The following is a 24,960-nucleotide window of genomic DNA, read 5'->3' on the forward strand; positions in this document are numbered from 1 at the left end:
TTCGTGCGGCGCGTAAGACCTGGTGGGGGGCTGAAACGCCATTTTGTCTGGCAATTCGTGGTCGGCTGAATGGGTTTGGATCTTCGCGGCTTGTGGCGTCCGTGGACGGTATTGGGTCGCTGTTTCTCTCCGACCCGAAGAGGTGGCGTCAATGGCGACTGAAGATACGCTCCGGGAGTACCTGAAATGGGTGACGGCGGACCTTCACCAGACCCGGAGGAAGCTCGGCGAGCTTGAGGCGGCCAACCGCGAGCCGATCGCCATCGTCGGCATGGCCTGCCGCTTCCCGGGCGGGGTGGCCTCGCCCGAGGAACTGTGGGAGCTCGTCGACTCCCGCCGCGACGCCTGCTCCGCGTTCCCCGCCGACCGCGGCTGGGACCTGGCACGGCTGTTCCACCCGGACCCCGACCACCCCGGCACGTCGTACGTGGCCGAGGGCGGCTTCGTCGACTCCGCCACCGAGTTCGACGCCGCGTTCTTCGGCATCTCGCCGCGCGAGGCGCTGGCCATGGACCCCCAGCAGCGGCTGCTGCTGGAGACGTCGTGGGAGGCGTTCGAGCACGCCGGCATCGACCCCTCGACGCTGCGCGGCCACCAGGTCGGGGTGTTCGCCAGCACCACCGGCCAGGACTATGTGGGGCTGCTCCAGCAGCCGCCGCCCGGCACCGAGGGCTACATCCTCACCGGCACCGCGGCCAGCGTCGTGTCCGGCCGGATCTCGTACGCGCTCGGCATCGAGGGCCCCGCCGTCACCGTCGACACCGCCTGCTCGTCGTCGCTGGTCGCGCTGCACCTGGCCTGCCAGGCGCTGCGGCAGGGCGAGTGCACCCTGGCACTGGCCGGTGGGGCCACCGTCATGTCCACCCCGTCCGCTTTCATCGGCTTCAGCCGCCAGCGTGGCCTGGCCATGGACGGCCGGGTCAAGTCGTTCGCGGCCGCCGCCGACGGCACCGCCTGGGGCGAGGGGGCCGGCCTTCTGCTCGTCGAGCGGCTCTCCGACGCCCGCCGCAACGGCCACCCCGTCCTCGCGGTCGTACGCGGCAGCGCGGTCAATCAGGACGGCGCGAGCAACGGCCTGACCGCACCCAACGGCCCGTCCCAGCAGCGGGTCGTGCTCCAGGCGCTGGCCAGCGCCCGGCTCGCGCCCGAGCAGGTCGACGTGGTGGAGGCGCACGGCACCGGCACCACCCTCGGCGACCCGATCGAGGCGCAGGCGCTGCTGTCGACGTACGGGCAGGGCCGGCCGGCCGACCGGCCGCTCTGGCTCGGCTCGGTGAAGTCGAACATCGGCCACACCCAGGCCGCCGCCGGCGTGGCCGGCGTGATCAAGATGGTGATGGCGTTGCGGCACGACACCGTGCCCGCCACCCTGCACGTCGACGAGCCGACGCCCAACGTGGACTGGACGGCCGGCGCGGTGTCGCTGGCGACCGAGCCGCAGCCGTGGCCCGCCGGGGAACAGCCCCGCCGCGCGGGCATCTCCTCCTTCGGCATGAGCGGCACCAACGCCCACGTGATCATCGAGGAGGCGCCCGCCGCCGACCCGGCCCCGGCGGACGCCCCGGACGGCCCCGTCGCCGCGACCGACCCGGTCACCGTGCCCGTCACCGCCCCGGTCGACGGTGCCGGCCTGGTGCCGGTGCTGGTCTCCGCCCGCGACGCCGCGTCCCTGACCGCGCAGGCCACCCGCTGGGCCGACTGGCTCGACGAGCGCCCCGAGCCGCGGCTGACCGATGTCGGCTGGTCGTCGGCGAGCACCCGGGCCAGCCTCGAGCACCGCGCCGTGCTGCTCGCCGGCGACCGCGCCGACCTGACCGCCGCCCTGCGCGCGCTGGCCGCGGGCGGCGACGCCCCGGGCCTGGTCACCGGTGCGGGCCCGCGCGGCGGCAAGCTCGCGTTCCTCTTCTCCGGCCAGGGCGCGCAGCGCAGCGGCATGGGCCGCGAGCTGGCCGCCGCGTTCCCCGTCTTCGACCGGGCGCTGGCCGAGGTCTGCGCCGAGCTGGACCGGCACCTGCCCCGCCCGCTCGCCCCGGTGCTCTTCGCGCCCGAAGGCGACGAGGCCGGCGGGCTGCTCAACCAGACCCTCTACACCCAGGCCGGCCTGTTCGCCGTCGAGGTCGCGCTGTTCCGGCTCCTGGAGAGCTGGGGGATCGTCCCGGACATGCTGCTCGGCCACTCGATCGGCGAGCTCTCCGCCGCGCACGCGGCCGGTGTGCTGTCGCTTCCCGACGCCGCCACGCTGGTGGCCGCCAGGGGCCGGCTGATGCAGGCCCTGCCGGCCGGCGGCGCGATGCTGGCCGTCCAGCTCCCCGCCGACGCCGTCCGAGCCGCCCTGGCCGGCGTCGAGGACGCCGTCGCCGTCGCCGCCGTCAACGGGCCCACCGCCGTCGTCGTCTCCGGCACCGCAGTCGTCGTCGAGGAACTCGAACGCCGCTGGGCCGACCAGGGCGTACGTACCAGGCCGCTGCGGGTCAGCCACGCCTTCCACAGCCCGCTGATGGAACCGATGCTCGCCGAGTTCGCCGCCGTGGTGCGCCGGCTGGAGCTGCAACCGCCGGCGCTGCCGATCGTGTCGAACCTGACCGGCGCCCTCGCCGACGCCGACGAGATCCGCACCGCCGAGTACTGGGTGCGGCACGTGCGGGAGGCGGTCCGCTTCGCCGACGGCGTCGAGCAGCTGCGGGCCCTGGGCGTGCGTACGTTCCTGGAGGTCGGCCCCAGCGGGGTGCTCACCGCGCTGGCCCGCGACGTCCTGGCCGACGACGAGACCGCCGCCGTGGCGCTGCTGCGCCGCGACCGCCCCGAGCCCACGTCGGCGCTCACCGCCCTCGCCGAGCTGCACGTCGGCGGGGTGGAGGTCGCCTGGACGCGGCTGTACGCGGGCGCCGAGACCGCGCGGGTGCCGCTGCCCGGGTACGCCTTCCGCCGCCAGCGCTTCTGGCCCGAGCCGCCGCCCGCCGGCCCCGACACCGCCTCCGCCGACGGCGACGACGAGTTCTGGGCCGCCCTGGAGCAGGCGGACGTCGACACGCTGCGCGGCGAGCTGGGCGACGACGACGAGCAGGTGCGGGCGCTGCTGCCGGCCCTGCCCGTGCTGTCCTCCTGGCGCCGGTCCCGGCGGGAACGCTCCCTCGTGGACGGCTGGTCGTACCAGGTGAGCTGGCAGCCCGTGCCGGTCGGGGACGGCGACGCCCCGGCGGGCCGCTGGCTGGTCGTGCTGCCCGCCGAGGACGCGCCGGCGTGGGCCGACGGCCTGGCCGGGCTCTTCGGCGACGCCGAGCCGCTGGTGCTGCGCGTCGGCGCCGCGGACCTGGACCGCGCGGCACTCGCCGCCCGGCTCCGGGTGCTGACCGGCGGCCGCGCTGTCGACGGCGTGCTCGCCGTCGTCGCCGGCCAGGACCGGCTGCTGCCCGGGCACCCCGGCGTGACCCTCGCCGCCGCCGGCACCCTCGCCCTCGTCCAGGCGATGACCGACCTGGACCTGGTGGCGCCGCTGTGGTGCGTCACCAGCGGCGCGGTGGCGGCGGCCCCGGGCGACCGGGTCACGCACCCGCTGCAGACCGAGGTCTGGGGCCTCGGCCGCGCGGCGGCTGTCGAGCAACCGCACCGCTGGGGCGGCCTGGTCGACGTGCCGGCCACCGTCGACGCCGCCACCACCCGGCGGCTCGCCGCCGTGCTGGCCGGCCACGGCGGCGAGGACCAGGTGGCCGTGCGCCCCGGCGGCACCTGGGCCCGGAGGCTCACCCCGGCTCCGCCGCCGACCGACGAGAACCCGGCCGGTGACTGGTGGTCCGGCGCCGTCCTGGTCACCGGCGGCACCGGCGCCCTCGGCGGCCACGTCACCCGCTGGCTGCTCGACCGGGGCGCCGGGCGGGTGGTCCTGGCCAGCCGCCGGGGCGCCGCCGCCCCCGCCGTGGCGGACCTGCTCGACCGGTACGGCGCCGACGGGCGGGTCACCGCCGCCACCTGCGACGTCACCGACCGGCGGTCCGTGGCGGACCTGGTCGGCTCGCTGCCCGACCTGACGGCGGTCGTGCACGCCGCCGGCACCGACCAGCTCACCCCGATCACCGACACCACCCTCGACGAGTTCTCCCACGTCGTCGCGGGCAAGGTACTCGGCGCCCTGCACCTCGACGCCTGCCTCGCCGAGCGCGACCTCGCCGCGTTCGTCATGTTCTCCTCCATCTCCGGCGTGTGGGGCAGCGCCGGGCAGTGCGCGTACGGCGCCGGCAACTCCCTGCTGGACGCCCTGGCCGTCAACCGGCGCGACCGGGGCCGGCCGGCCACCGCCGTCTCCTGGACGGCCTGGGGCGGCGCGCACGGCATGGCCGCCGAGAACGTCGCCACCGAGCAGCTCAACCGGATGGGCCTGCCGCCCGTCGATCCGGAGAAGGCGCTCGTCGCCCTCGACCGGGCGCTGCGGCGGCCCACGCCCTGCGTGACCGTCGCCGACGTCGACTGGAGCCGGTTCCACCCCGCGTTCACGGTGGCCCGGCCCAGCCCGTTCCTCGGCGACCTGCCTCAGGTGCGGGCGCTCGTCGCGCAGGAGGAGGCCGCCGCGCCGGCGGACGGGGTCGCGGCGCCGCTGCGCCACCTCGCGGCGCTCCCGGCGGCGGAGCAGGAGCGGGAGCTGCTGCGGCTGGTCAACGAGCAGACCGCGGCGGTGCTGGGCCACGCCACCCCCGACGAGCTGCGCGGGCGCCCGTTCAAGGACCTCGGCTTCGACTCGCTGACCGCCGTGGACTTCCGGGGGCGGCTGAACGCGGCCACCGGCCTGCGGCTGCCCACCACGCTGGTCTTCGACTACCCGACCCCCGCCGAGCTGGCCGCGCACCTGCGCGAGCTGGTCTCCGGCGCCGCCCCGGCCGCCGCCCCGCAGGCCGTCGTCGTCGACGCCGACGAGCCCGTCGCGATCGTCGGCATGGCCTGCCGCTACCCCGGGGGCGTCGACGGGCCGGAGGCGTTCTGGCGGCTGGTCGCCGACGGCGTGGACGCCATCTCGCCGTTCCCCACCGACCGGGGCTGGGAGATCCCCGAGCCGGCCGAGGGGACGCACCCGCCGGCGGGCGGCTTCCTCCACGACGTGGCGGACTTCGACCCCGCGTTCTTCGAGATCTCGCCCCGCGAGGCCCTCGCCATGGACCCGCAGCAGCGGCTCACCCTGGAGACGTCCTGGGAGGCGCTGGAGCGGGCCGGGGTGGACCCGGCGTCGCTGCGGGGCACCCGTACGGGCGTCTTCGTGGGCGCCTCCACCTCCGGCTACGGCACGGGGCTGACCGAGGTACCCGAGGGCGTCGAGGGCTATCTGATGACGGGCGCCGCGCACAGCGTCATCTCCGGCCGGGTCGCGTACGCCCTCGGGCTGGAGGGCCCCGCCGTCACCGTCGACACGGCCTGCTCCTCGTCCCTGGTGGCGCTGCACCTCGCCGGGGCGGCGCTGCGGCGCGGCGAGTGCGACCTGGCGCTGGCCGGCGGCGTGGCCGTGATGGCCACCCCGACGGCGTTCCAGGAGTTCTCCCGCCAGGGCGGACTCGCCTCCGACGGGCGGTGCAAGTCCTTCGCCGCGACGGCGGACGGCACCGGCTGGTCCGAGGGCGTCGGCATGCTGCTCGTGCAGCGGCTCTCCGACGCCAGGCGGCAGGGCCGCCGCGTCCTCGCCGTGGTACGCGGCTCCGCCGTCAACTCCGACGGCGCGTCGAACGGGCTGACCGCCCCCAACGGCCCCTCCCAGCAGCGGGTGATCCGGCAGGCGCTGGCCGGCGCCGGGCTGGCGGTCACCGACGTGGACGTCGTCGAGGCGCACGGTACCGGCACCGTCCTCGGTGACCCGATCGAGGCGCAGGCGCTGCTGGCGACGTACGGGCAGGACCGGGGCGACGCCGGCCCGCTGCTGCTGGGCTCGGTCAAGTCGAACATGGGCCACGCGCAGGCCGCCGCCGGTGTGGCCGGCGTGATCAAGATGGTGCTGGCGATGCGGGAGGGCACCGTACCGGCGACGCTGCACGTGGACGAGCCGTCGCCGCACATCGACTGGTCGGCCGGCGACGTGGAGCTGGTGACCCGGTCCCGGCCGTGGCCGGCCGCCGACCGGCCCCGCCGCGCGGCGGTCTCCTCGTTCGGTATCTCCGGCACGAACGCCCACGTGGTCGTCGAGCTGCCCGCCGACGCGCCCGCCGGCGCCGAGGCGGCCGACGCACCGATGCCGCCGCCAGCCGCTGCGGCGGGGGAACGCCCCGCCGGGCTGCTCACCGCCGACGTGGTGGCCTGGCCCGTCTCGGCCCGCTCCGCCTCGGCCCTGGCCGCGCAGGCGTCCCGGCTGGCCCGGCACCTGCGCGCGCACCCCGGCCTCGCCCCGGCGGCGGTCGGCTGGTCGCTCGCCGCGACCCGCTCGGCGTTCGACCGGCGCGCCGCCGTGCTCGGCGCGACCCCCGGCGAGCTGCTGGCCGGCCTGGACGCGCTCGCCGCCGGCACCCCGGCCGGCAACGTCGTGACCGGCACCGTCGCCAACCACGGCGCCGGACCGGTGTTCGTCTTCCCGGGCGCCACCCCGGCGGGCGCGGTGGCCGAACTGGTGGGCCGCTGCCCGGTCTTCGACGACACCCTCGCCGAGTGCCGGCAGGCCCTCGCGCCCTGGGTCGACGTCGATCCGGCCGCCCTGCTCACCGGCGCGGACGCTGCCTGGGCTGACCGGCCGGAGCTGGCCCGGCCCGTCCGGTTCGCCGTCGGCGTGGCGCTCGCCGCCGTCTGGCGGCACGCCGGTGTCACCCCCGCCGCTGTCGTCGGCACCGGCGACGGCGAGGTCGTGGCCGCGTACGTGGCGGGCCTGCTGTCCCTGCCCGACGCCGCCCGCACGGTGGCGATGCGGGCCCGCGCCGCCGCCGGCGGCCTGGACCACGACGGCCTCCGCGCCGCCCTGGCGGGGCTCGCGCCGCAGCCCGGGACCGCCCGGCTGGCCTCCACTGTCACCGGGGACTGGGCCGACGCGGCGGGCCTCGGCGTCGACCACTGGACCGACCCGGCCACCCTGGGCACCGACCCGGCCACCCCCGGCGCGGCCCCGGCCGTCCCCGGCGCCGGGGACGGGGGGCCGGAGCGGCTCGACGCCGCCCTGCGTGCCGCCGTCGCGGCCGGACACCTGACCTTCGTGGAGGTCTCGCCGGAGCCGGCACTGGCTGCCGGGATCGCCGCCGCGCTCGACGCCGCCGGCACCCCCGGACACGTCCTGGACACCCTCGGCGGCTCGGCCGACGCCGCCACCCGGCTGCTGACCGGCCTCGCCACCGCGCACGCCCTCGGCCTGCCGGTGGAGCACCGCCGGCTGCTGCCCGAGTCCGAACCGGTCGACCTGCCCACGTACGCCTTCGACCGGCACCGCTACTGGCTGGAGCGCACCGGCGCGCACCGCTCCGTCCTGCCCGCCGTGGGCCTCGACGTGGTGGACCACCCGCTGCTCAGCGCGGTGGCCGACCTGCCCGGCGACGAGGGCCTGCTGTTCACCGGCCGGATCACCCTCACCACCCACCCCTGGCTCGCCGACCACGCCGTGCTGGGCACGGTGCTGCTGCCCGGGACGGCCCTGGTGGAGCTCGCGTCCTGGACCGGCCGGCAGGCCGGCGCGGCGACCGTCGCCGAGCTGAACCTGGAGGCGCCCCTGGCGATCCCCACCGAGGGAGGAATCGACCTGCGGGTACGCGTCGGCCCGCCGGACGAGACCGGGCACCGGCCCGTCGCCATTCACACCCGGCGCGACGACGACACCGCGGCCGACGGTTCCCGGCCCTGGCAGCGGCACGCCTCCGGGCAACTCGCCGACACCGCCGACCCGGACCCCGCGCCGGCCGCCGTGTGGCCGCCGGCCGACGCCGAGCCGATCGCCCTCGACGGGCTCTACGCCCGGCTCGCCGCCCAGGGCTACCACTACGGCCCCACCTTCCGGGCGCTGCGTGCCGCCTGGCGCTCGGGCCCGGACATCCTCGCCGAGGTCGCCCTGGACGCCGACGCGTCCACCGACACCACGGCGTTCTCGGTGCACCCGGCCCTGATGGACGCGGCGCTGCACGCCATCGGTGCCAGCGCCACGGCCGACGACCCGGCCGGCGACCCCGCCGGCGGCGCGTCGGGCACCGAGGGCGGCCCCGGCATCCGCCCGGGCCTGCCGTTCACCTGGTCGGGCGTCACCATCCGGCCCACCCGTGCCCGCGAGCTGCGGATCCGGCTGCGCGCCACCGACGCCGGCTCCGTGGCCCTGACCGTCACCGACACGGGCGCGACCCCGGTCGCCTCCGTCGACGGTCTGGTCCTGCGGCCCATCTCCGGCGAGCAGCTCAGCGCCGCCCGCCGCTCCGCCAGCCGGTCCCTGCACCGCCTCGACTGGCTCGCCCCCACCACCGGCCGCGCGGACACCGCCTCCCGGCTGGTCGTCCTCGGCGCCGACTGGCCCGGCGCCGACCGGCACCCGGACCTGTCGACGCTGGTCGCCGACGTACGCGCCGGCGCCGCCGCGCCCGACGCGGTGGTGGTGACCTGCGCCGGAGCCGCCGCCGACGAGCCGCACCCGGCCGCCCAGGCGCACCGGGTCGCCCACCGGATGCTCGCACTGGCCCAGCAGTGGCTCGCCGAGGAGGCCCTGACCGCCGCCCGGCTGGTGGTGGTCACCCGCGGCGCGGTCCGGGTCGACCCGGACGAGCGGATCGCCGACGTGCCAGCCGCCACCGCCTGGGGCCTGCTGCGCTCCGCCCAGTCGGAGAACCCCGACCGGATCGTGCTCCTCGACGTCGACGACGACGCCCCGGCCGCCGCGCTGCTGCCGGCCGCCCTCGCCACGGGCGAACCCCAGCTCGCCGTACGCGCCGGGCAGCTCCGGGTGCCCCGGCTGACCCGCCTCGGGCCGCCCCCGGCCGACGCGTCCGGCCCCGATCTGGCCGCCGGCACCGTCCTGGTGACCGGGGCGACCGGCCTGCTCGGGCGGCTCGTGGCCCGCCGGCTCGTCACCCGGCACGACGTACGGCACCTGCTGCTGGTCAGCCGCAGCGGAGCGGGCGCCCCGGGCGTCGCCGCGCTGGTCGACGAACTGGCCGGACTGGGCGCCACCGTCCGGGTGGCCGCCTGCGACGTCACCGACCGCGACGCGCTCGCCCTGCTGGTCGACCAGCTCCCCGCCGACCTACCACTGACCGGCGTGGTGCACGCCGCCGGGGTGCTCGACGACGGTGTCCTGCCGGCGCTCACCCCGGAGCGCTTCGACACCGTGCTGCGACCCAAGGTCGACGCGGCCTGGCACCTGCACGAGCTGACCGAGAAGCTGGACCTGGCCGCGTTCGTGCTCTTCTCCTCGGCAGCCGGCCTCCTCGGCGGCCCCGGGCAGGCCAACCACGCGGCGGCGAACTGCTTCCTCGACGCCCTCGCCCAGCACCGGCACGACCGGGGACTCCCGGCGCTCTCGCTGGCCTGGGGTCCGTGGGTCAACGACACCGGCGACGGGCAGACCGGGCACGTCGACGAGGCCCGGATGAACCGGGGCGGCTTTGTGCCGCTCGGCGCCGAGGAGGGCATGGACCTGTTCAGCGAGGCCCTGCGCTTCGCCGAACCGGTGGTCGTACCGGTCGACCTGGACCTCGCGTTGATCGGCCGGCACGGGCCGGCGGCGGTGCCGCCGGTGCTGCGGTCGCTGGTGCGGCCGGCGGCGACCGGCGCGGCCCGGGCCGCCGAGCGGAACCCGGCCGAGGCGCTGCGGGAGACCCTCGCCGCCACGGCGGAGGCCGACCGCGACCAGGTGCTCTCCGACCTGGTGCGGACCCACGCCGCCGCCGTCCTCGGCTACGCGTCGATCCGCTCGATCGACGCCGAGCGCGGCTTCGTCGAGCTGGGCTTCGACTCGCTGACCGCTGTCGAGTTCCGCAACCGGCTCAACGCGGCCACCGGCCTGCGGCTGCCCTCCACGCTGATCTACGACCGGCCGACCACGGCCGCGCTCGTCGAGTACCTGCGCGGCGCGCTGCTGGCCGAGCGCAGCACGTCCGCGCTGACGGTGCTCGGCGAGCTGAACAAGCTGGAGCACGCCATGCGCGCGGTGTCCACCGGCGACACCGACCGGGCCGCCGTCGGCGTGCGGCTGCGCGAACTGCTCTCCCTGTGGACCTACACCGAGGCCGGTGCGGACTCCGCCGCCGACGAGGGCACCAGCCTCGAGTCGGCCTCCGCCGAGGAGATCTTCAGCCTGCTGGACGAAGAGTTCGGCTCGGCCTGATCCGGCATGTCGCACACCTCGAACCCCGATACGGAGTGGCCCGATGCCCACTGAGGCAGAGTTCCTCGACTACCTCCGGCGTGCCACTGCCGACCTGCGCGACGCGCGTCGACGGGTACGCGAGGTGGAGGCCAAGGACCGCGAGCCGATGGCCGTCATCGGCATGGCGTGCCGGTTCCCGGGCGGGGTGTCCAGCCCGGCCGAGCTGTGGGACCTCGTCGACCGGGGCGGCGACGGGGTGGGCGACTTCCCGACCGACCGGGGCTGGGACCTGGAGCGGCTCTTCAACGTCGACCCGGACAACCCGGGCACGTCGACCAGCAACCAGGGCGGCTTCCTCTACGACGCGCCACAGTTCGACCCGGGCTTCTTCGGCATCAGCCCCCGCGAGGCCCTGGCGATGGACCCGCACCAGCGGCTGCTGCTGGAGACCTCCTGGGAGGCGTTCGAGCACGCCGGCATCGACCCGCAGGCGCTGCGTGGCAGCCGGACCGGCGTCTTCGCCGGGGTCATGTACCACGACTACGCGTCGCGGGTGCTGGACCTGCCCGACGGCGTCGAGGGCTACATCGGCACCGGCAACTCCGGCAGCGTGGTGTCCGGCCGGGTGGCGTACACCTTCGGGCTGGAGGGCCCGGCCGTCACTGTGGACACGGCATGCTCGTCGTCGCTGGTCGCCGTGCACCTCGCGACGCAGGCGCTGCGCCAGCGGGACTGCGACTTCGCGCTCGCCGGCGGTGTGACGGTCATGTCCACCCCGGGCACCTTCGCCGACTTCTCCCGCCAGCGGGGCCTGGCCTCCGACGGCCGGTGCAAGTCGTTCGCCGCCGCCGCCGACGGCACCGGCTGGTCCGAGGGCGTCGGCGTGCTGCTCCTGCAACGGCTCTCCGACGCCCGCCGCGACGGCCGGCGCATCCTCGCCGTCGTCCGGGGCAGCGCGGTCAACCAGGACGGCGCCAGCAGCGGACTCACCGCCCCCAACGGCCCGTCGCAGGAGCGGGTGATCCGGCAGGCCCTCGCCAACGCCCGGCTCTCGCCGGCCGACGTCGACGTGGTCGAGGCGCACGGTACCGGCACCACCCTCGGCGACCCCATCGAGGCGCAGGCGCTGCTGGCCACGTACGGGCAGGACCGGGGCGACGGCGGGCCGCTCTGGCTGGGCTCGGTCAAGTCGAACCTGGGTCACACCCAGGCCGCCGCGGGCGCCGCCGGCCTGATCAAGATGATCGAGGCGATCCGCCACCGCACCATGCCCGCCACCCTGCACGTCGACGAGCCGTCCCCGCACATCGACTGGTCCGCCGGGCAGGTCTCGCTGCTGACCGAGGCGCGCGCGTGGTCGGCCACCGACCGGCCGCGCCGGGCCGCCGTGTCGTCCTTCGGCATCAGCGGTACGAACGCGCACGTCATCCTGGAGGAGGCGCCCGGCGACGACGCCCCGTCCACCGACGAGACACCCTCCGCCGTCGACGCGCCGGTCGCGCTCCCGCTCGCCCCGGTGTTCCTCTCCGCCCGTACGCCCGAGGCGCTCGCGGGGCAGGCCGGCCGCTGGGCCGACCACCTCGCCCGCGTCGACGCCCCACGTCCGGTGGACGTCGCGGTCTCCTCGGTCAGCCGCGCGGGGCTCGAACACCGCGCGGTCGTCCTGGCCGGCGACGCGGACGACCTGCTCGCCGGGCTGCGGGCCCTCGCCGCGGGCGAGCCGACCGGCGCCGTCACCACCGGCGCGTCGGCCCCGCGTGGCCGGGTGGCCTTCCTCTTCTCCGGCCAGGGCGCGCAGCGCGCCGGTATGGGTCGCGAGTTGTACGGGGCGTTCCCGGTGTTCGCCGCGGCTCTCGACGAGGCGTGCGGTCACCTGGATCCGTTGTTGCCGCGTCCGCTCAAGGAGGTGCTGTTCGCGTCGGAGGGCACGCCCGGGGCGGGGTTGCTGGATCAGACGGTGTTCACGCAGGCGGGGCTGTTCGCGGTCGAGGTGGCGTTGTTCCGCCTGGTGGAGTCGTTCGGTGTGGTGCCGGACGTGGTGGCCGGGCACTCCATCGGCGAGATCGCGGCGGTGCACGTGGCGGGCGTGCTCTCCCTGGCCGACGCGTGCGCGCTGGTCGCCGCGCGGGGCAGGCTCATGCAGGCCCTGCCGGCGGGCGGCGGCATGCTCGCCGTGGCCGCCGACGAGGCCGCGGTGGCCGCCTCCCTGGCGGGGCTGACCGGCCGGCTGGACGTGGCCGCCGTGAACGGCCCCGCCGCCGTGGTGGTCGCGGGCGACGTCGAGGCGCTCGACGAGGTGCAGCGGGTGTGGTCCGAGCGGGGTGTGCAGACCCGCCGCCTGCGGGTGAGCCACGCCTTCCACAGCGCCCGGATGGACCCGATGCTGGCCGAGTTCGCGGCCGTCGCCGGGGGACTGACGTTCCGGCCGCCGACGATCCCCGTGGTGTCGAACCTGACCGGCCGCGTCGCCGGCGCCGACCAGCTCTGCGACCCGGGCTACTGGGTGCGCCACGTACGCGGCACCGTTCGCTTCGCCGACGCCGTCGACTGCCTGCGCGCCGAGGAGGTCGACACCTACCTGGAGGTGGGACCGAACGGCGTCCTCACCGCCATGACGCAGAACTGCCTCGCCGAGCGCGCGGAGGACGAGCCGGCGCCCCTGCTGGTGCCGGTGTCGCGCCACGACCGGCCTGAGCCGCAGGCCCTCCTGGAGGCCCTCGCGTCGCTGCACGTGCACGGCCGCGCCGTCGGCTGGGCGGGCCTGCTCGACCGGGCCGGCGGCCGGCACGTCGACCTGCCGACGTACGCCTTCGAGCACCAGCGCTACTGGCTGGAGCCGGCGGGCCGCTGGACGGACGTCTCCGGTGCCGGCCTCGGCGCGGCCGGGCACCCGCTGCTCGGCGCGGCGGTCTCCGTGGCGGGCGAGGACATGGTGGTGCTGACCGGCCGTCTCTCGACGTCGACGCACGCGTGGCTCGCCGACCACGTCGTCTCCGGCGCGGTGATCGTGCCGGGCGCCGCTCTGGTGGAGTTGGCGGTGCGGGCGGGTGACGAGGTGGGTGCGTCGCGGGTGCGGGAGTTGACCGTGGCCGCGCCGTTGGTGCTGCCGCAGGCGGGTGCGGTGCGGGTGCAGGTACGCGTCGGCGCCGCCGACGAGGCCGGCATCCGCGTCGTGGCCGTGCACTCCCAGTCCGAGGGTGATTCTGAGGCAGAGTGGGTTTCGCACGCCGAGGGTGTGCTGGAGCCGGCGTCGGCCGACGAGCCGGGTGTGGGGGAGTGGCCGCCGGTCGACGGCGTCGAGGTGGACGTGGCGGACTGGTATCCGGCCCTGGCGGAGCGCGGCCTGTCGTATGGGCCGGTGTTTCGGGGGTTGCGCCGGGTGTGGACCGTCGGCGAGGACGTGTTCGCCGAGGTGGTGCTGCCGGACGACGCGGCGGTGGAGGCGGCTCGCTTCGGCGTGCACCCGGCGTTGCTGGACGCCGCGCTGCATCCGATCGGGTTGCTGCCCGGCTCGGAGGGCTCGGGTGGGGCGCGGGTGCCGTTTGCGTTCGAGGGTGTGCAGGTGTGGGCCTCGGGTGCGCGGGTGCTGCGGGTGCGGCTGTCGCGTACGGGCTCGGCGGTGCGTCTGGTCGCGTGCGACGAGTCGGGCGCGGCCGTGGTGTCGGTGGACACCCTCGCCCTGCGCGAGCTGACCGGGGTGTCGTCGTCCCCGGACGCGTCGGCCCGGTCGCTGTTCGAGGTCGCCTGGCAGGCCCAGGAGGTCGCCCCGGCCGGGGACGCCTCCGGGTGGGCGCTGCTCGGCTCGCCCGCCGCCGCCGACCTGCCGGCCGTCGCTGAGCTGCCGGTGTACGCCGACGTCGAGGCGGTCGCCGTGGCGTCGGGTGTGGCGCCGCGTCTGTTGCTGGTGCCGGCGGGTGGCCTGCGCCGGGCCCTGCACGTCGAGACGGAACCTGCTTCGGTCCCCGGTGAGATGCCCGCCGCCGTCGACAATGGCCCCGAGTCGGTGCGGGCGGCGACGTCGCAGGTGCTGGCGACGGTGCGGTCCTGGCTGGCGGCGGACGCGCTGGCGGAGTCGCGGTTGGTCGTGGTGACCCGGGGTGCGGTGTCGATCGGGGACGGAGACCGGGTCACCGACCTGGCCGCAGCGGCGGTCTGGGGTCTGCTGCGCTCGGCGCAGTCGGAGCATCCGGGTCGCATCGTCCTGGCGGATGTCGACGCTGACGTGGACGCGGGGCTGCTGGCTGTGCTGAGTTCCGTGGCCGACGAGCCGGTGGCGTTCGGTGGTCAGGTCGCGGTGCGCTCGGGTGAGGTGTTCGTGCCGCGTCTGGTGCGTGCGGTAGCGCCCTCGTCGGCGGACGGTGCCGTGGTGGGTGACGGCGCGGTGCTGGTGACCGGCGGTACGGGCGCGCTGGGTGCGTTGGTGGCGGAGCATCTGGTGTCGGCATACGGCGTGCGGTCGCTGGTGCTGGTGTCGCGTCGTGGCCCGGCGGCTGCGGGTGCGGGCAAGCTGTCGGAGCGGTTGTCCGCGCTGGGTGCGTCGGTGCGGGTGGTGGCCTGTGACGTGACGGACCGGGATCAGGTGTTCGGCCTGGTGGCGGAGGTTTCCGCCGGTGGTCGGTTGGCGGGTGTGGTGCACACCGCTGGTGTGTTGGATGACGGGGTGATCGAGCGGGTCACCGAGGAGCGTCTGGCAAGGGTGTTGGCGCCGAAGGTGTCGGCGGGTTGGTTGTTGCACGAGGCGACGGCGTCGCTGGATCTCGACTTGTTCGTGGTGTTCTCGTCGGTGGCGGGTGTGCTGGGTTCGCCGGGTCAGTCGGCGTACGCGGCGGGCAACGCCTTCCTCGACGGGTTGGCGGTGTGGCGGCGGCAGCTCGGGTTGCCGGCGGTCAGCCTGGCGTGGGGCATGTGGGACACCCCCGGCATGGGCGCGTCCCTCGACGAGGCGGACCGGGCGCGATCGACCCGGGGCGGCATCACCGCGATGAGCGCCGACACCGGGCTGCGGCTGTTCGACGCCGCCCTGACCGCCGGCCGGCCGGCCCTGGTGCCCGCCGTGATCGACCTGGCCGCCCTCCGGGCCGCGGCCGGCGCCGGCCTGGTGCCGCCGATGCTCCGCAACCTGGTCGGCACGACCACGACCCGCCGCCAGGCGGGACAGGGCACCACCTGGGCGACCCGCATCGGCGGCCTGACCGCCGACGAGGCGCGCGCCCAGCTCGACGTGCTGGTACGCGGCCTCGTCGCGCAGGTGCTCGGGCACGGCGGGGCGGAAGCCGTGCCCGCCGACCGGGCGTTCCGGGAGTTGGGCTTCGACTCGCTGACCGCCGTCGACCTGCGTAACCGCGTGAACGCGGCCACCGGCCTGCGGCTGCCCTCGACGCTCGTATTCGACTACCCGACGCCGCAGGCGCTCGCCGCCCATGTGCACGCCGAACTGGCTGGCGCCGCAGGTGGCCCCGCCGCGCCGGGCGCGCGGACCACCACCCGCGCCGACGAGCCGCTCGCGATCGTGGGCATGGCCTGCCGCTACCCGGGCGGGGTGGAATCCCCTGACGAACTGTGGGCGCTGCTGGCCGGCGGCGGCGAGGGGATCGGGGAGTTCCCGGCGGATCGCGGTTGGGATCTGGAGTCGCTGTTCGATCCGGATCCGGAGCGTAGCGGTACGTCGTACACCCGCCACGGCGGTTTCCTGTACGGCGCGGCGGAGTTCGACCCGGGTTTCTTCGGTATTTCGCCGCGTGAGGCCCTCGCCATGGATCCGCAGCAGCGGTTGCTGCTGGAGGCGTCGTGGGAGTCGTTCGAGTCGGCCGGGCTGGATCCGCAGCGGCTTCGGGGTAGCCGGACGGGTGTGTTCGCCGGCGTCATGTATCACGACTACGCGTCGCAGCTCATGGAGACGCCCGAGGTCGAGGGCTACATCGGCACCGGCAACTCGGGCAGCGTGCTGTCCGGCCGGGTCGCGTACACGTTCGGCCTGGAGGGCCCGGCGGTCACTGTCGACACGGCGTGCTCGTCGTCGCTGGTGGCGCTGCACCTCGCGGTGCAGGCGCTGCGCAGCGGTGAGTGCGACCTCGCGCTCGCCGGTGGCGTGACGGTGATGGCGACGCCCGGCACGTTCGTGGAGTTCTCGCGGCAGCGTGGTCTGTCGGCCGACGGCCGGTGTAAGTCGTTCGCGGCGTCGGCCGACGGCACGGGCTGGTCCGAGGGTGTGGGTGTGCTGCTGGTGCAACGACTCTCCGACGCGCAGCGGGAGGGCCGGCGGATCCTGGCGGTGGTACGGGGCAGCGCCGTGAACCAGGACGGCGCGTCGAACGGGCTGACGGCCCCCAACGGCCCGTCGCAGCAGCGGGTCATCCGGCAGGCCCTCGCGAACGCCCGGCTCACCACCGCCGACGTGGACGCCGTCGAGGCGCACGGCACCGGTACGACCCTGGGCGACCCGATCGAGGCGCAGGCCCTGCTGGCCACGTACGGGCAGGACCGGCCCGCCGACCGGCCGCTCTGGCTGGGCTCGATCAAGTCGAACATCGGGCACACGCAGGCGGCTGCGGGTGTGGCTGGTGTGATCAAGATGGTGTTGGCGATGCGGCACGGCGTCGTCCCGGCGACGCTGCACGTGGACGAGGCGTCCCCGCATGTGGACTGGTCGGCGGGGGCGGTTGCTCTGGTGACCGAGGCGGTGCCGTGGCCGCGGGTGGGTCGGCCGCGTCGGGCGGGGGTGTCGTCGTTCGGGATTTCCGGCACGAACGCGCACGTGATCATCGAGCAGCCGCCCGCCGAGACGGTCGGCGCGCGGCCCACCGACCGGCCGCGCGCCGACGTCGTACCCCTCGTGCTCTCCGCCGTGGACGCCCCGGCGCTGCGCGACCAGGCGGCCCGGCTGAAGGCGCACCTCGCGGCACACCCGGAGCTGGCGCCGGCCGACGTCGCGCACGCCCTGGTCACCACCCGGGCCACGTTCGAGCACCGCGCCGTCGTCCTCGGCCGCGACACCGTCGACCTGACGCGGGCCCTGGAGTCGTTCCACCTCGGCGAGGCCACTGCCGCCGTCACCGGCGTCGCGGCGCGCGCCGCCGACCCGGTCCTCGTCTTCCCCGGCCACGGCGACCCGTGGCCCGCCGCGACCGTCGAGCTGCTGGACCGGGCACCGGAGTTCGCCACCGCGATCGCCGCCTGCGAGGCGGCCCTCGCCCCCCACGTGGACTGGTCGCTCGCCGCCGTGCTGCGCGGCGCGGACGGCGCTCCCACCCCGGCCGACCCCGGGGTGGCGCCGGCCGTCCGGTGGGCCGTGGCCGTCTCGCTGGAACGCTGGTGGCGCTCCCTCGGCGTACGACCCGCCGCCGTGCTCGGGCACGCTCACGGCGCGCTCGCGGCCGCCTGCGTGGCCGGCGCGCTGTCGCTGGAGGACGCGGCGAGGACGATCGCCCTCGCCAGCCGGGCGGAGGACGGCCCGGACGCGCTGGCCGGGATCACCCTCCGGGCGGCCGACGTGCCGCTGTACTCGGCGACGACCGGCGGCCCGATCGACACCGACGGCCTCGACGCCGCCCGGTGGTACCGGGGCCTGACCACCGACGCCGACGCCGACGCCGAACCGGCCGTACGCGCCCTGCTCGACGAGGGCCACCGGGTCCTCCTCGAGGCTGCCCCGGCGACCGTGCTCGCCGCCGGCATCCGCGAGAGCGCGCGGGCCGACGACGCCGTCGTGGTGGCCGCCGACGACACCGTGGCCGGCGGCTGGCAGCGCATGCTGACGGTCCTCGCCGGGCTGCACGTGCACGGCGTGCCCGTCGACTGGACGGCGATCCTGGGCGCCCCCACCGGCCCGCCGCCCCCGCTGCCCACGTACGCCTTCCAGCGCCAGCGCTACTGGCCGCAGCCGACGGCGGCGACCGCCCCCGCCGGCACCGACGAGGCGGACCGGCACTTCTGGGAGGCCGTGGAACGCGCCGACGCGTCTGCGCTGGCTGCCGCCATGCGCATCGACGAGGCCACGGTCAGCTCCCTCGACCCCGCGCTGCCGCTGCTCTCCTCCTGGCGCCGGCGCCGCCGCGACGAGTCCACCGTGGACTCGTGGCGCTACCGGGTGACCTGGAAGCCGCTGGCCGTCGCGCCGGAGGCCACCCTCGCCGGCACGTGGCTGCTGGTCGTGCCGGCCGCCGAAGCCGAGCACCCCCTGGTCGACGGCGTCGCCCGGACGCTGGGCGAGGGCGGGGCCGAGGTCGTCCGGATCGACGTGCCGGAGACGGGCCGGCCGGTGCTGGCCGAGCGGCTGGCGCGTACCGGCGGGCCCGTCGCCGGGGTGCTCTCCCTGCTCGGCCTGGACGACGCGCCGCACCCGGCCCACCCGGTCGTCCCGGCGGGTCTCGCCGCCACGTACGCCCTGGTCCAGGCCCTCGGCGACACCGGCGTCACCGCCCCGCTGTGGTGCGCCACCGCCGGCGCAATCTCGACCGGCCGCGCCGACCAGCTCGACCGCCCCCGCCAGGCGATGCTCTGGGGGCTCGGCCGGGTGGTCGCCCTGGAGCACCCGGACCGCTGGGGCGGACTGCTGGACCTGCCCGCCGAGCTGGACCCCCGGGACCGGGCCCGGCTCGTGGCGGTGCTGGCAGGCGTCGACGCGGAGGACCAGCTGGCGCTGCGCCCCTCCGGGGTGTTCGCCCGGCGACTGGTCCGCGCCCGCGCCGAGCGCACCGCGACGCAGGACTGGCGGCCCGCCAGCGGCGCCGTCCTGGTCACCGGCGGCCTCGGGTCCATCGGGGCCCAGGTGGCGCGCTGGCTGGCCCGCGAGGGCGTGGGTGAGCTGGTGCTGACCGGCCGCCAGGGCCCCGCCACGCCCGGCGCCGACGAGCTGGCCGACGAACTGCGCGCCGCCGGCGCCACAGTCACCGTGGCCGCCTGCGACGTCGCCGACGCGGCCGCCGTACGGGCCCTCGTCGAGCGGCTCGCCGGGCAGGGCACCCACATCGGGGCCGTGTTCCACACCGCCGGTGTCGCCCACGCCGCGCCCGTCGCGGCCACCGACGTCGCCGACCTCGCCGACGCCCTGCGGGCCAAGGTGGCCGGCGCGGTCAACCTCGACGAGGCGTGCGGCGACGAACTGTCGGCGTTCGTGCTCTTCTCCTCCGGCGCGGGCGTCTGGGGCGGCGGGCACCAGGGCGGCTACGCCGCCGCCAACGCCTTCCTCGACGCGCTCGCCGAGGACCGGCGACGGCGCGGACGGGCCGCCACCGCCGTCGCCTGGGGTGCCTGGGACGGCGGCGGCATGGTCGACGCCGAGGGCGCCGCCGACCAGATGTTCCGCTCGGGCGTCCGGGCCATGCGCCCCGACCTCGCGGTCTCCGTCCTGGCCGAGGCGCTCGACCACGGCGACACCACGCTCACCGTGGCGGACATCGCCTGGGACCGGTTCCTGCAGACCTACACGCTGGCCCGCCCCCGGCCGCTGATCGCCGACATCCCCGAGGTGGCCCGGCTGCTCGCGGCCGGGCAGCGCGACGGCGGCACGCCCGACGCGGCGTCCCCGCTCCGCGGCCGGCTGGCCGGCCTCGCCGCACCGGAACGCCGTCGGGTCCTGCTCGACCTCGTACGCGTCCACGCGGCGGCGGTGCTGCGCCTGTCCTCGCCGCAGGCGCTGGCGGCGGACCGGTCGTTCCGGGAGATCGGCTTCGACTCGCTCAGCGCCGTCGAGATGCGCAACCGCCTCGCCGAGGCGGTGGGACTGAACCTGCCGGCGACCCTGGTGTTCGACCGCCCGACGCCCGACGCCCTCGCCGAGCACCTGGCGGGCCGGCTCGCGGGCGACGACACCCCGGCGGCCGAGCCCGTGCGGGCCGCCACCGCGCTGGACGAGCCGATCGCCATCGTCTCGATGAGCTGCCGCTACCCCGGCGGCGTCGCCGGCCCCGAGGACCTGTGGCGACTCGTCGCCGAGGGACGCGACGGCATAGCGGAGTTCCCGACCGACCGGGGCTGGGACCTGGCAGCCATCTACGACCCCGATCCCGACCGGCCCGGCACCTCGTACGTGCGCGAGGGCGGCTTCCTCACCGACGCCGCCGGCTTCGACGCCGCCCTGTTCGGCATCTCCCCGCGCGAGGCGATGGTGATGGACCCGCAGCAACGGGTGCTGCTGGAGAGCGCCTGGGAGCTGTTCGAGCGGGCCGGCACCGCGCCCGCCGACATGCGGGAGACCAACACCGGCGTCTTCGTCGGCACCAACGGCCAGGACTACGCGACGCTGCTGATGGCCGCCCAGGTCGAGACCGAGGGCTACCAGGCCACCGGCAACGTCGCCGCCGTCATCAGCGGTCGGCTGGCGTACCACTTCGGGTTGCAGGGCCCCGCCGTCAGCGTCGACACCGCCTGCTCGTCGTCGCTGGTGGCGCTGCACCTGGCCTGCCAGTCCCTGCGGCAGGGCGAGTGCGACGTCGCGGTTGCCGGCGGCGTGACGGTGATGGCCACCCCCGGCCCGTTCCTGGAGTTCGCCCGGCAACGAGGGCTCGCCCTCGACGGCCGGTGCAAGTCGTTCGCCGGGGCCGCCGACGGCACCGGCTGGGGCGAGGGCGTCGGCTTGGTGATGTTGCAGCGGCTCTCCGACGCCCGGCGCGACGGCCGGCGGATCCTCGCCGTCGTGCGCGGCTCGGCGATGAACCAGGACGGCGCCAGCAACGGCCTGACCGCACCCAACGGGCCCGCGCAGGAGCGGGTGATCAACCAGGCGCTGGCCAACGCGCGGCTGAGCGCCGCCGACGTGGACGCCGTCGACGGGCACGGCACCGGCACCCGGCTCGGCGACCCGATCGAGGCGCAGGCCCTGCTGGCCACGTACGGGCGGCAGCGCCCCGCCGACCGGCCGCTCTGGCTCGGCTCCGTGAAGTCGAACATCGGCCACACCCAGGCCGCCGCCGGCGTCTCCGGCGTGATCAAGATGGTGCTGGCCCTCCAGCACGACCTGCTGCCGCCCACCCTGCACGTGGACGAGCCGTCGCCGCACGTGGACTGGTCGTCCGGTGCCGTCGCGCTGCTGACCGAGGCGCAGCCGTGGCCGGACGTGGACCGGCCGCGCCGCGCCGGCGTGTCGTCGTTCGGGGTCAGCGGCACCAACGTGCACGTCATCCTCGAACAGGCGCCCGCCACGCCCCCGGCCGACACCGCCGCCCCCCGTCCGGCCAGCGCCGACGCGCCCACGACCAGCTCCAGCCGCGGCACGCTCGGCGCCGCCGACGGGACGCCGCTGCTGCCGTGGGTCGTATCGGCGGACACCGCCGACAGCCTGCGGGCGCAGGCGGCCCGGCTGGCCGACTGGCTGCCGGGCAGCGGAACGCCCGCGGCCGACGCGGCCCGGGCACTGGCCACCGGACGGTCCCCGCTGTGGCACCGCGCGGTGCTGCTCGCCGCCGACGCCGACGCCGCCCTCGCCGGCCTGCGGGCCCTGGCCGCCGGGCAGGACCACCCCGGGCTCACCCGGGGCGCCGCCGAGCCCGGCGGCGCGCTGGCGGCGCTCTTCTCCGGCCAGGGCGCGCAGCACGCCGGGATGGGCCGACGCCTGTGGGAGACGTTCCCCGTCTTCGCGGCGACCCTCGACGAGGCGTGCCAGCACCTGGACGCGTACCTGCCGCGGCCGCTGCGCGCGGTGCTGTTCGCCGAGCCCGGCACCGCCGAGGCCGACCTGCTCGACCAGACCGTCTTCACCCAGGCCGGGCTCTTCGCCGTCGAGGTGGCGCTGTTCCGGCTGCTCGAACACTGGGGGATCCGGCCCGACTTCGTGGCCGGGCACTCCGTCGGGGAGATCAGCGCGGCCCACGTCGCCGGAGTGCTCGACCTGGCCGACGCCTGCGCGCTCGTCGGCAACCGGGGGCGCCTGATGCAGGCCCTGCCACCCGGCGGCGGGATGCTCGCCGTCGCCGCGCCCGAGGTCGACGTGCTGCGGGCCCTGTCCGGCACGCCGGGGCAGCCCGCCGTCGCCGCCGTCAACGGGCCGGCCGCCGTCGTCGTCGCCGGCGCCGAGGACGTGCTGACCGAACTGGCCGCCCACTTCGCCGACCTCGGCGTACGCACCAAGCGGCTGCGGGTCAGCCACGCCTTCCACAGCCCGCTGATGGAGCCCATGCTCGCCGAGTTCGCGGCCGTCGCGGCGACCCTGTCGTACGCCCCGCCGACGGTGCCGCTGGTGTCGAACCTGACCGGCACGGTCGTCGACCCCGAGCAGCTCTGCACACCCGACTACTGGGTCCGCCACGTCCGCGAGGCGGTCCGCTTCGCCGACACCGTCACCCACCTGCACTCCCACGGGGTGACCCGGTTCCTGGAGATCGGGCCGGACACTGTGCTGACCGCCCTGACCGCCGACGCGCTGCCGGTGGACGCGCCGGTCGTCGTGACCGGCGTGCAGCGGCCCGGCCAGGACGAGGTGGCCACCCTGCTCGGCGCGGTGGCCCGGCTGCACTGCCACGGCGTGCCCGTACGCTTCCCGGCACTGCTGCCCGGCGCCGCCGCCCCGGTGGACCTGCCCACGTACGCGTTCGCCCACCAGCGGTTCTGGCCGACCCTCGACGCGGCGGCGACCCACACCCCCGCCGCCGCGCACGACGACGTCGACTCGGCGTTCTGGCGGGCCGTGGCGTCCGGCGACGGCGACGCGCTCGCCGGCCGGCTCGGCCTCGACGCGGACCGGCCGCTGCGGGAACTGCTGCCGGACCTGGACCGGTGGCGGCGCCAGCAGCAGGAGGACACCCTCGCCGGCGGCTGGCGCTACCGGATCACCTGGCGCCCGCGGGCTCTCGTCGCGGGTGCCGTCGACGGCACGTGGACCCTGGTGCACAGCGGTACGGACCAGCCGGTCGTCGACCGGCTCGCCGAACTGCTCACCGCGCGGGGCGGCACCGTGCGGCAGCTCGCCGTCGACCCGGCGACGACCGACCGGAGCACGCTCGCCGGGCAGCTCGCCGCCGCGGCGCCCACCCGGATCGTGTCGCTGCTCGCGCTCGACGAGCGGGCGCACCCCGACCGCTCGGCCGTGCCGTTGGGCCTGACCGCGAACCTGGCCCTGGTGCAGGCGGTCACGGACGCCCTGCCACCGGTGCCGCTGTGGCTGCTCACCCGGCAGGCCGTGGCCACCGGCGCCGACGACCCCGTCGCCCACCCCGCCCAGGCCACCACGTGGGGCCTCGGCCTGGTGACCGCGCTGGAACACCCCCGGCACTGGGGGGGCCTGCTGGACCTGCCCGCCACCCTGGACCCCGCCGCCGCCGAGGGAGTCCTGGCGGCCCTCACCGCCGCCGGCGACGAGGACCAGCTCGCGGTGCGCGACTCCGGGACGTACCTGCGGCGGCTGGAGCGCGCGCCCCGCGCCGAGGCGCCGGCCGGCTGGCAGGCGCCGGGCACCGTCCTGGTCACCGGCGGCACCGGCGCCGTCGGCCGGTACGCCGCCGGCTGGTTCGCCCGGCACGGCGCGCGGCGACTGCTGCTGGTCAGCCGGCGCGGCGCGGTGGCCCCCGGCGCGGACGAGGCGGTGGCGGAACTGGCCGCCCTCGGCGCCGAGGCGCGGGTGCTGGCCTGCGACCTGGCCGACCGGGACGCGGTCGCCGACCTGGTCCGTGGCCTGCGCGCCGACGGTGAGACCGTGCACGCCGTGGTGCACGCCGCCGGGGTGGGCCGGCTCAACCCGGTCGCCGCCGTGACCGAGGCGGAACTCGCCGACGTCGTCTCCGGCAAGATCGCCGGCGCGCGGCACCTCGACGAGTTCCTCGACCCGGAGCCGCTCGACCTGGTCGTGCACTTCTCCTCCATCGCGGCCGTCTGGGGCGTCGGCGACCACGGGGCGTACGCCGCCGGCAACGCCTTCCTGGACGCCTGGGCGCAGTCCCGGCCGGCCGGGCGGGCCCGGCACCTCTCGGTGAACTGGGGACCGTGGGCCGGCGGCGGCATGGTGACCGACGCGCACGCGGCGGCCATGAGCCGGCGCGGGGTGTCCCTGCTCGACCGGGAACCGGCGATGGCCGCCCTGCGCGCCGGCCTCGACGGCGACGACACCGCCCTCACCGTCGCCGACATCGACTGGGAACGCTTCGCGCCGGTGTTCGCCTCCGCCCGGCCCCGGCCGCTGATCAGCGAGATCGCCGAGGTGGCCGCCCAGGCCGCGGCGGCGCGCGCCGACGCCGAGGACGGCGACCAGGTCGCCGGCGAACTGCGCAAGCGGCTCGGCGAGTTGTCGCAGGCCGAACAGGCACGGCTGCTGGTCGATCTCATCCGCACCGCCGCGGGCGAGGTCATCGGCCACGACAGCCCGTACGCCGTGGAGGCCGGGCGGCCCTTCCGGGACCTCGGCTTCGACTCGCTCACCGCCGTGGAGCTGCGGGGCCGGCTGGCCCGCTCGACCGGGCTCAGCCTGCCCAGCTCGGTGGTGTTCGACCACCCGACCCCGCAGGCGCTGGCCGAGCACCTGCGGGCCGAACTGCTCGACGAAGCGTCGGTGGAGGCGCTACCCACCCTCGCGGAGCTGGACCAGTTGGAGGGCGCCCTCGCGCTGCGCGACCCGGACGACATCGGCCGGGTGCGGATCACGATGCGCCTGCACAGCCTGCTCGAACGGCTCGGCGCCGCCGAGGAACGCCGGGAGGACACCGCCGAGGTGGCCGGCCGGCTGCGGGCGGCCAGCAACCAGGAGCTGTTCGACCTCATCGACCAGGACCTCGGGCTCTCCTGAGCCGCCCGGGGATCTGTGGTGT

At 76.6% G+C, this 24,960-nt stretch carries 2 protein-coding genes; both read left to right on the plus strand.

The features are described from left to right. The first annotated feature begins 151 nt into the window (after positions 1-151). A complete protein-coding gene (locus AMK25_RS09510) occupies positions 152-10,249 on the plus strand; it encodes a type I polyketide synthase (RefSeq protein WP_073827813.1) in 10,098 nt (3,365 codons plus the stop codon). A 43-nt stretch (positions 10,250-10,292) separates the two neighbouring features. Then, the gene (locus tag AMK25_RS09515; RefSeq protein ID WP_073827814.1) at positions 10,293-24,938 is read left to right on the plus strand and encodes a type I polyketide synthase; all 14,646 of its coding nucleotides are present in this window, start codon (positions 10,293-10,295) and stop codon (positions 24,936-24,938) included. The last annotated feature ends 22 nt before the right edge of the window (positions 24,939-24,960 follow it).

This window comes from Micromonospora sp. TSRI0369 (genome assembly GCF_001905625.1).
GTDB lineage: Bacteria > Actinomycetota > Actinomycetes > Mycobacteriales > Micromonosporaceae > Micromonospora > Micromonospora echinospora_A.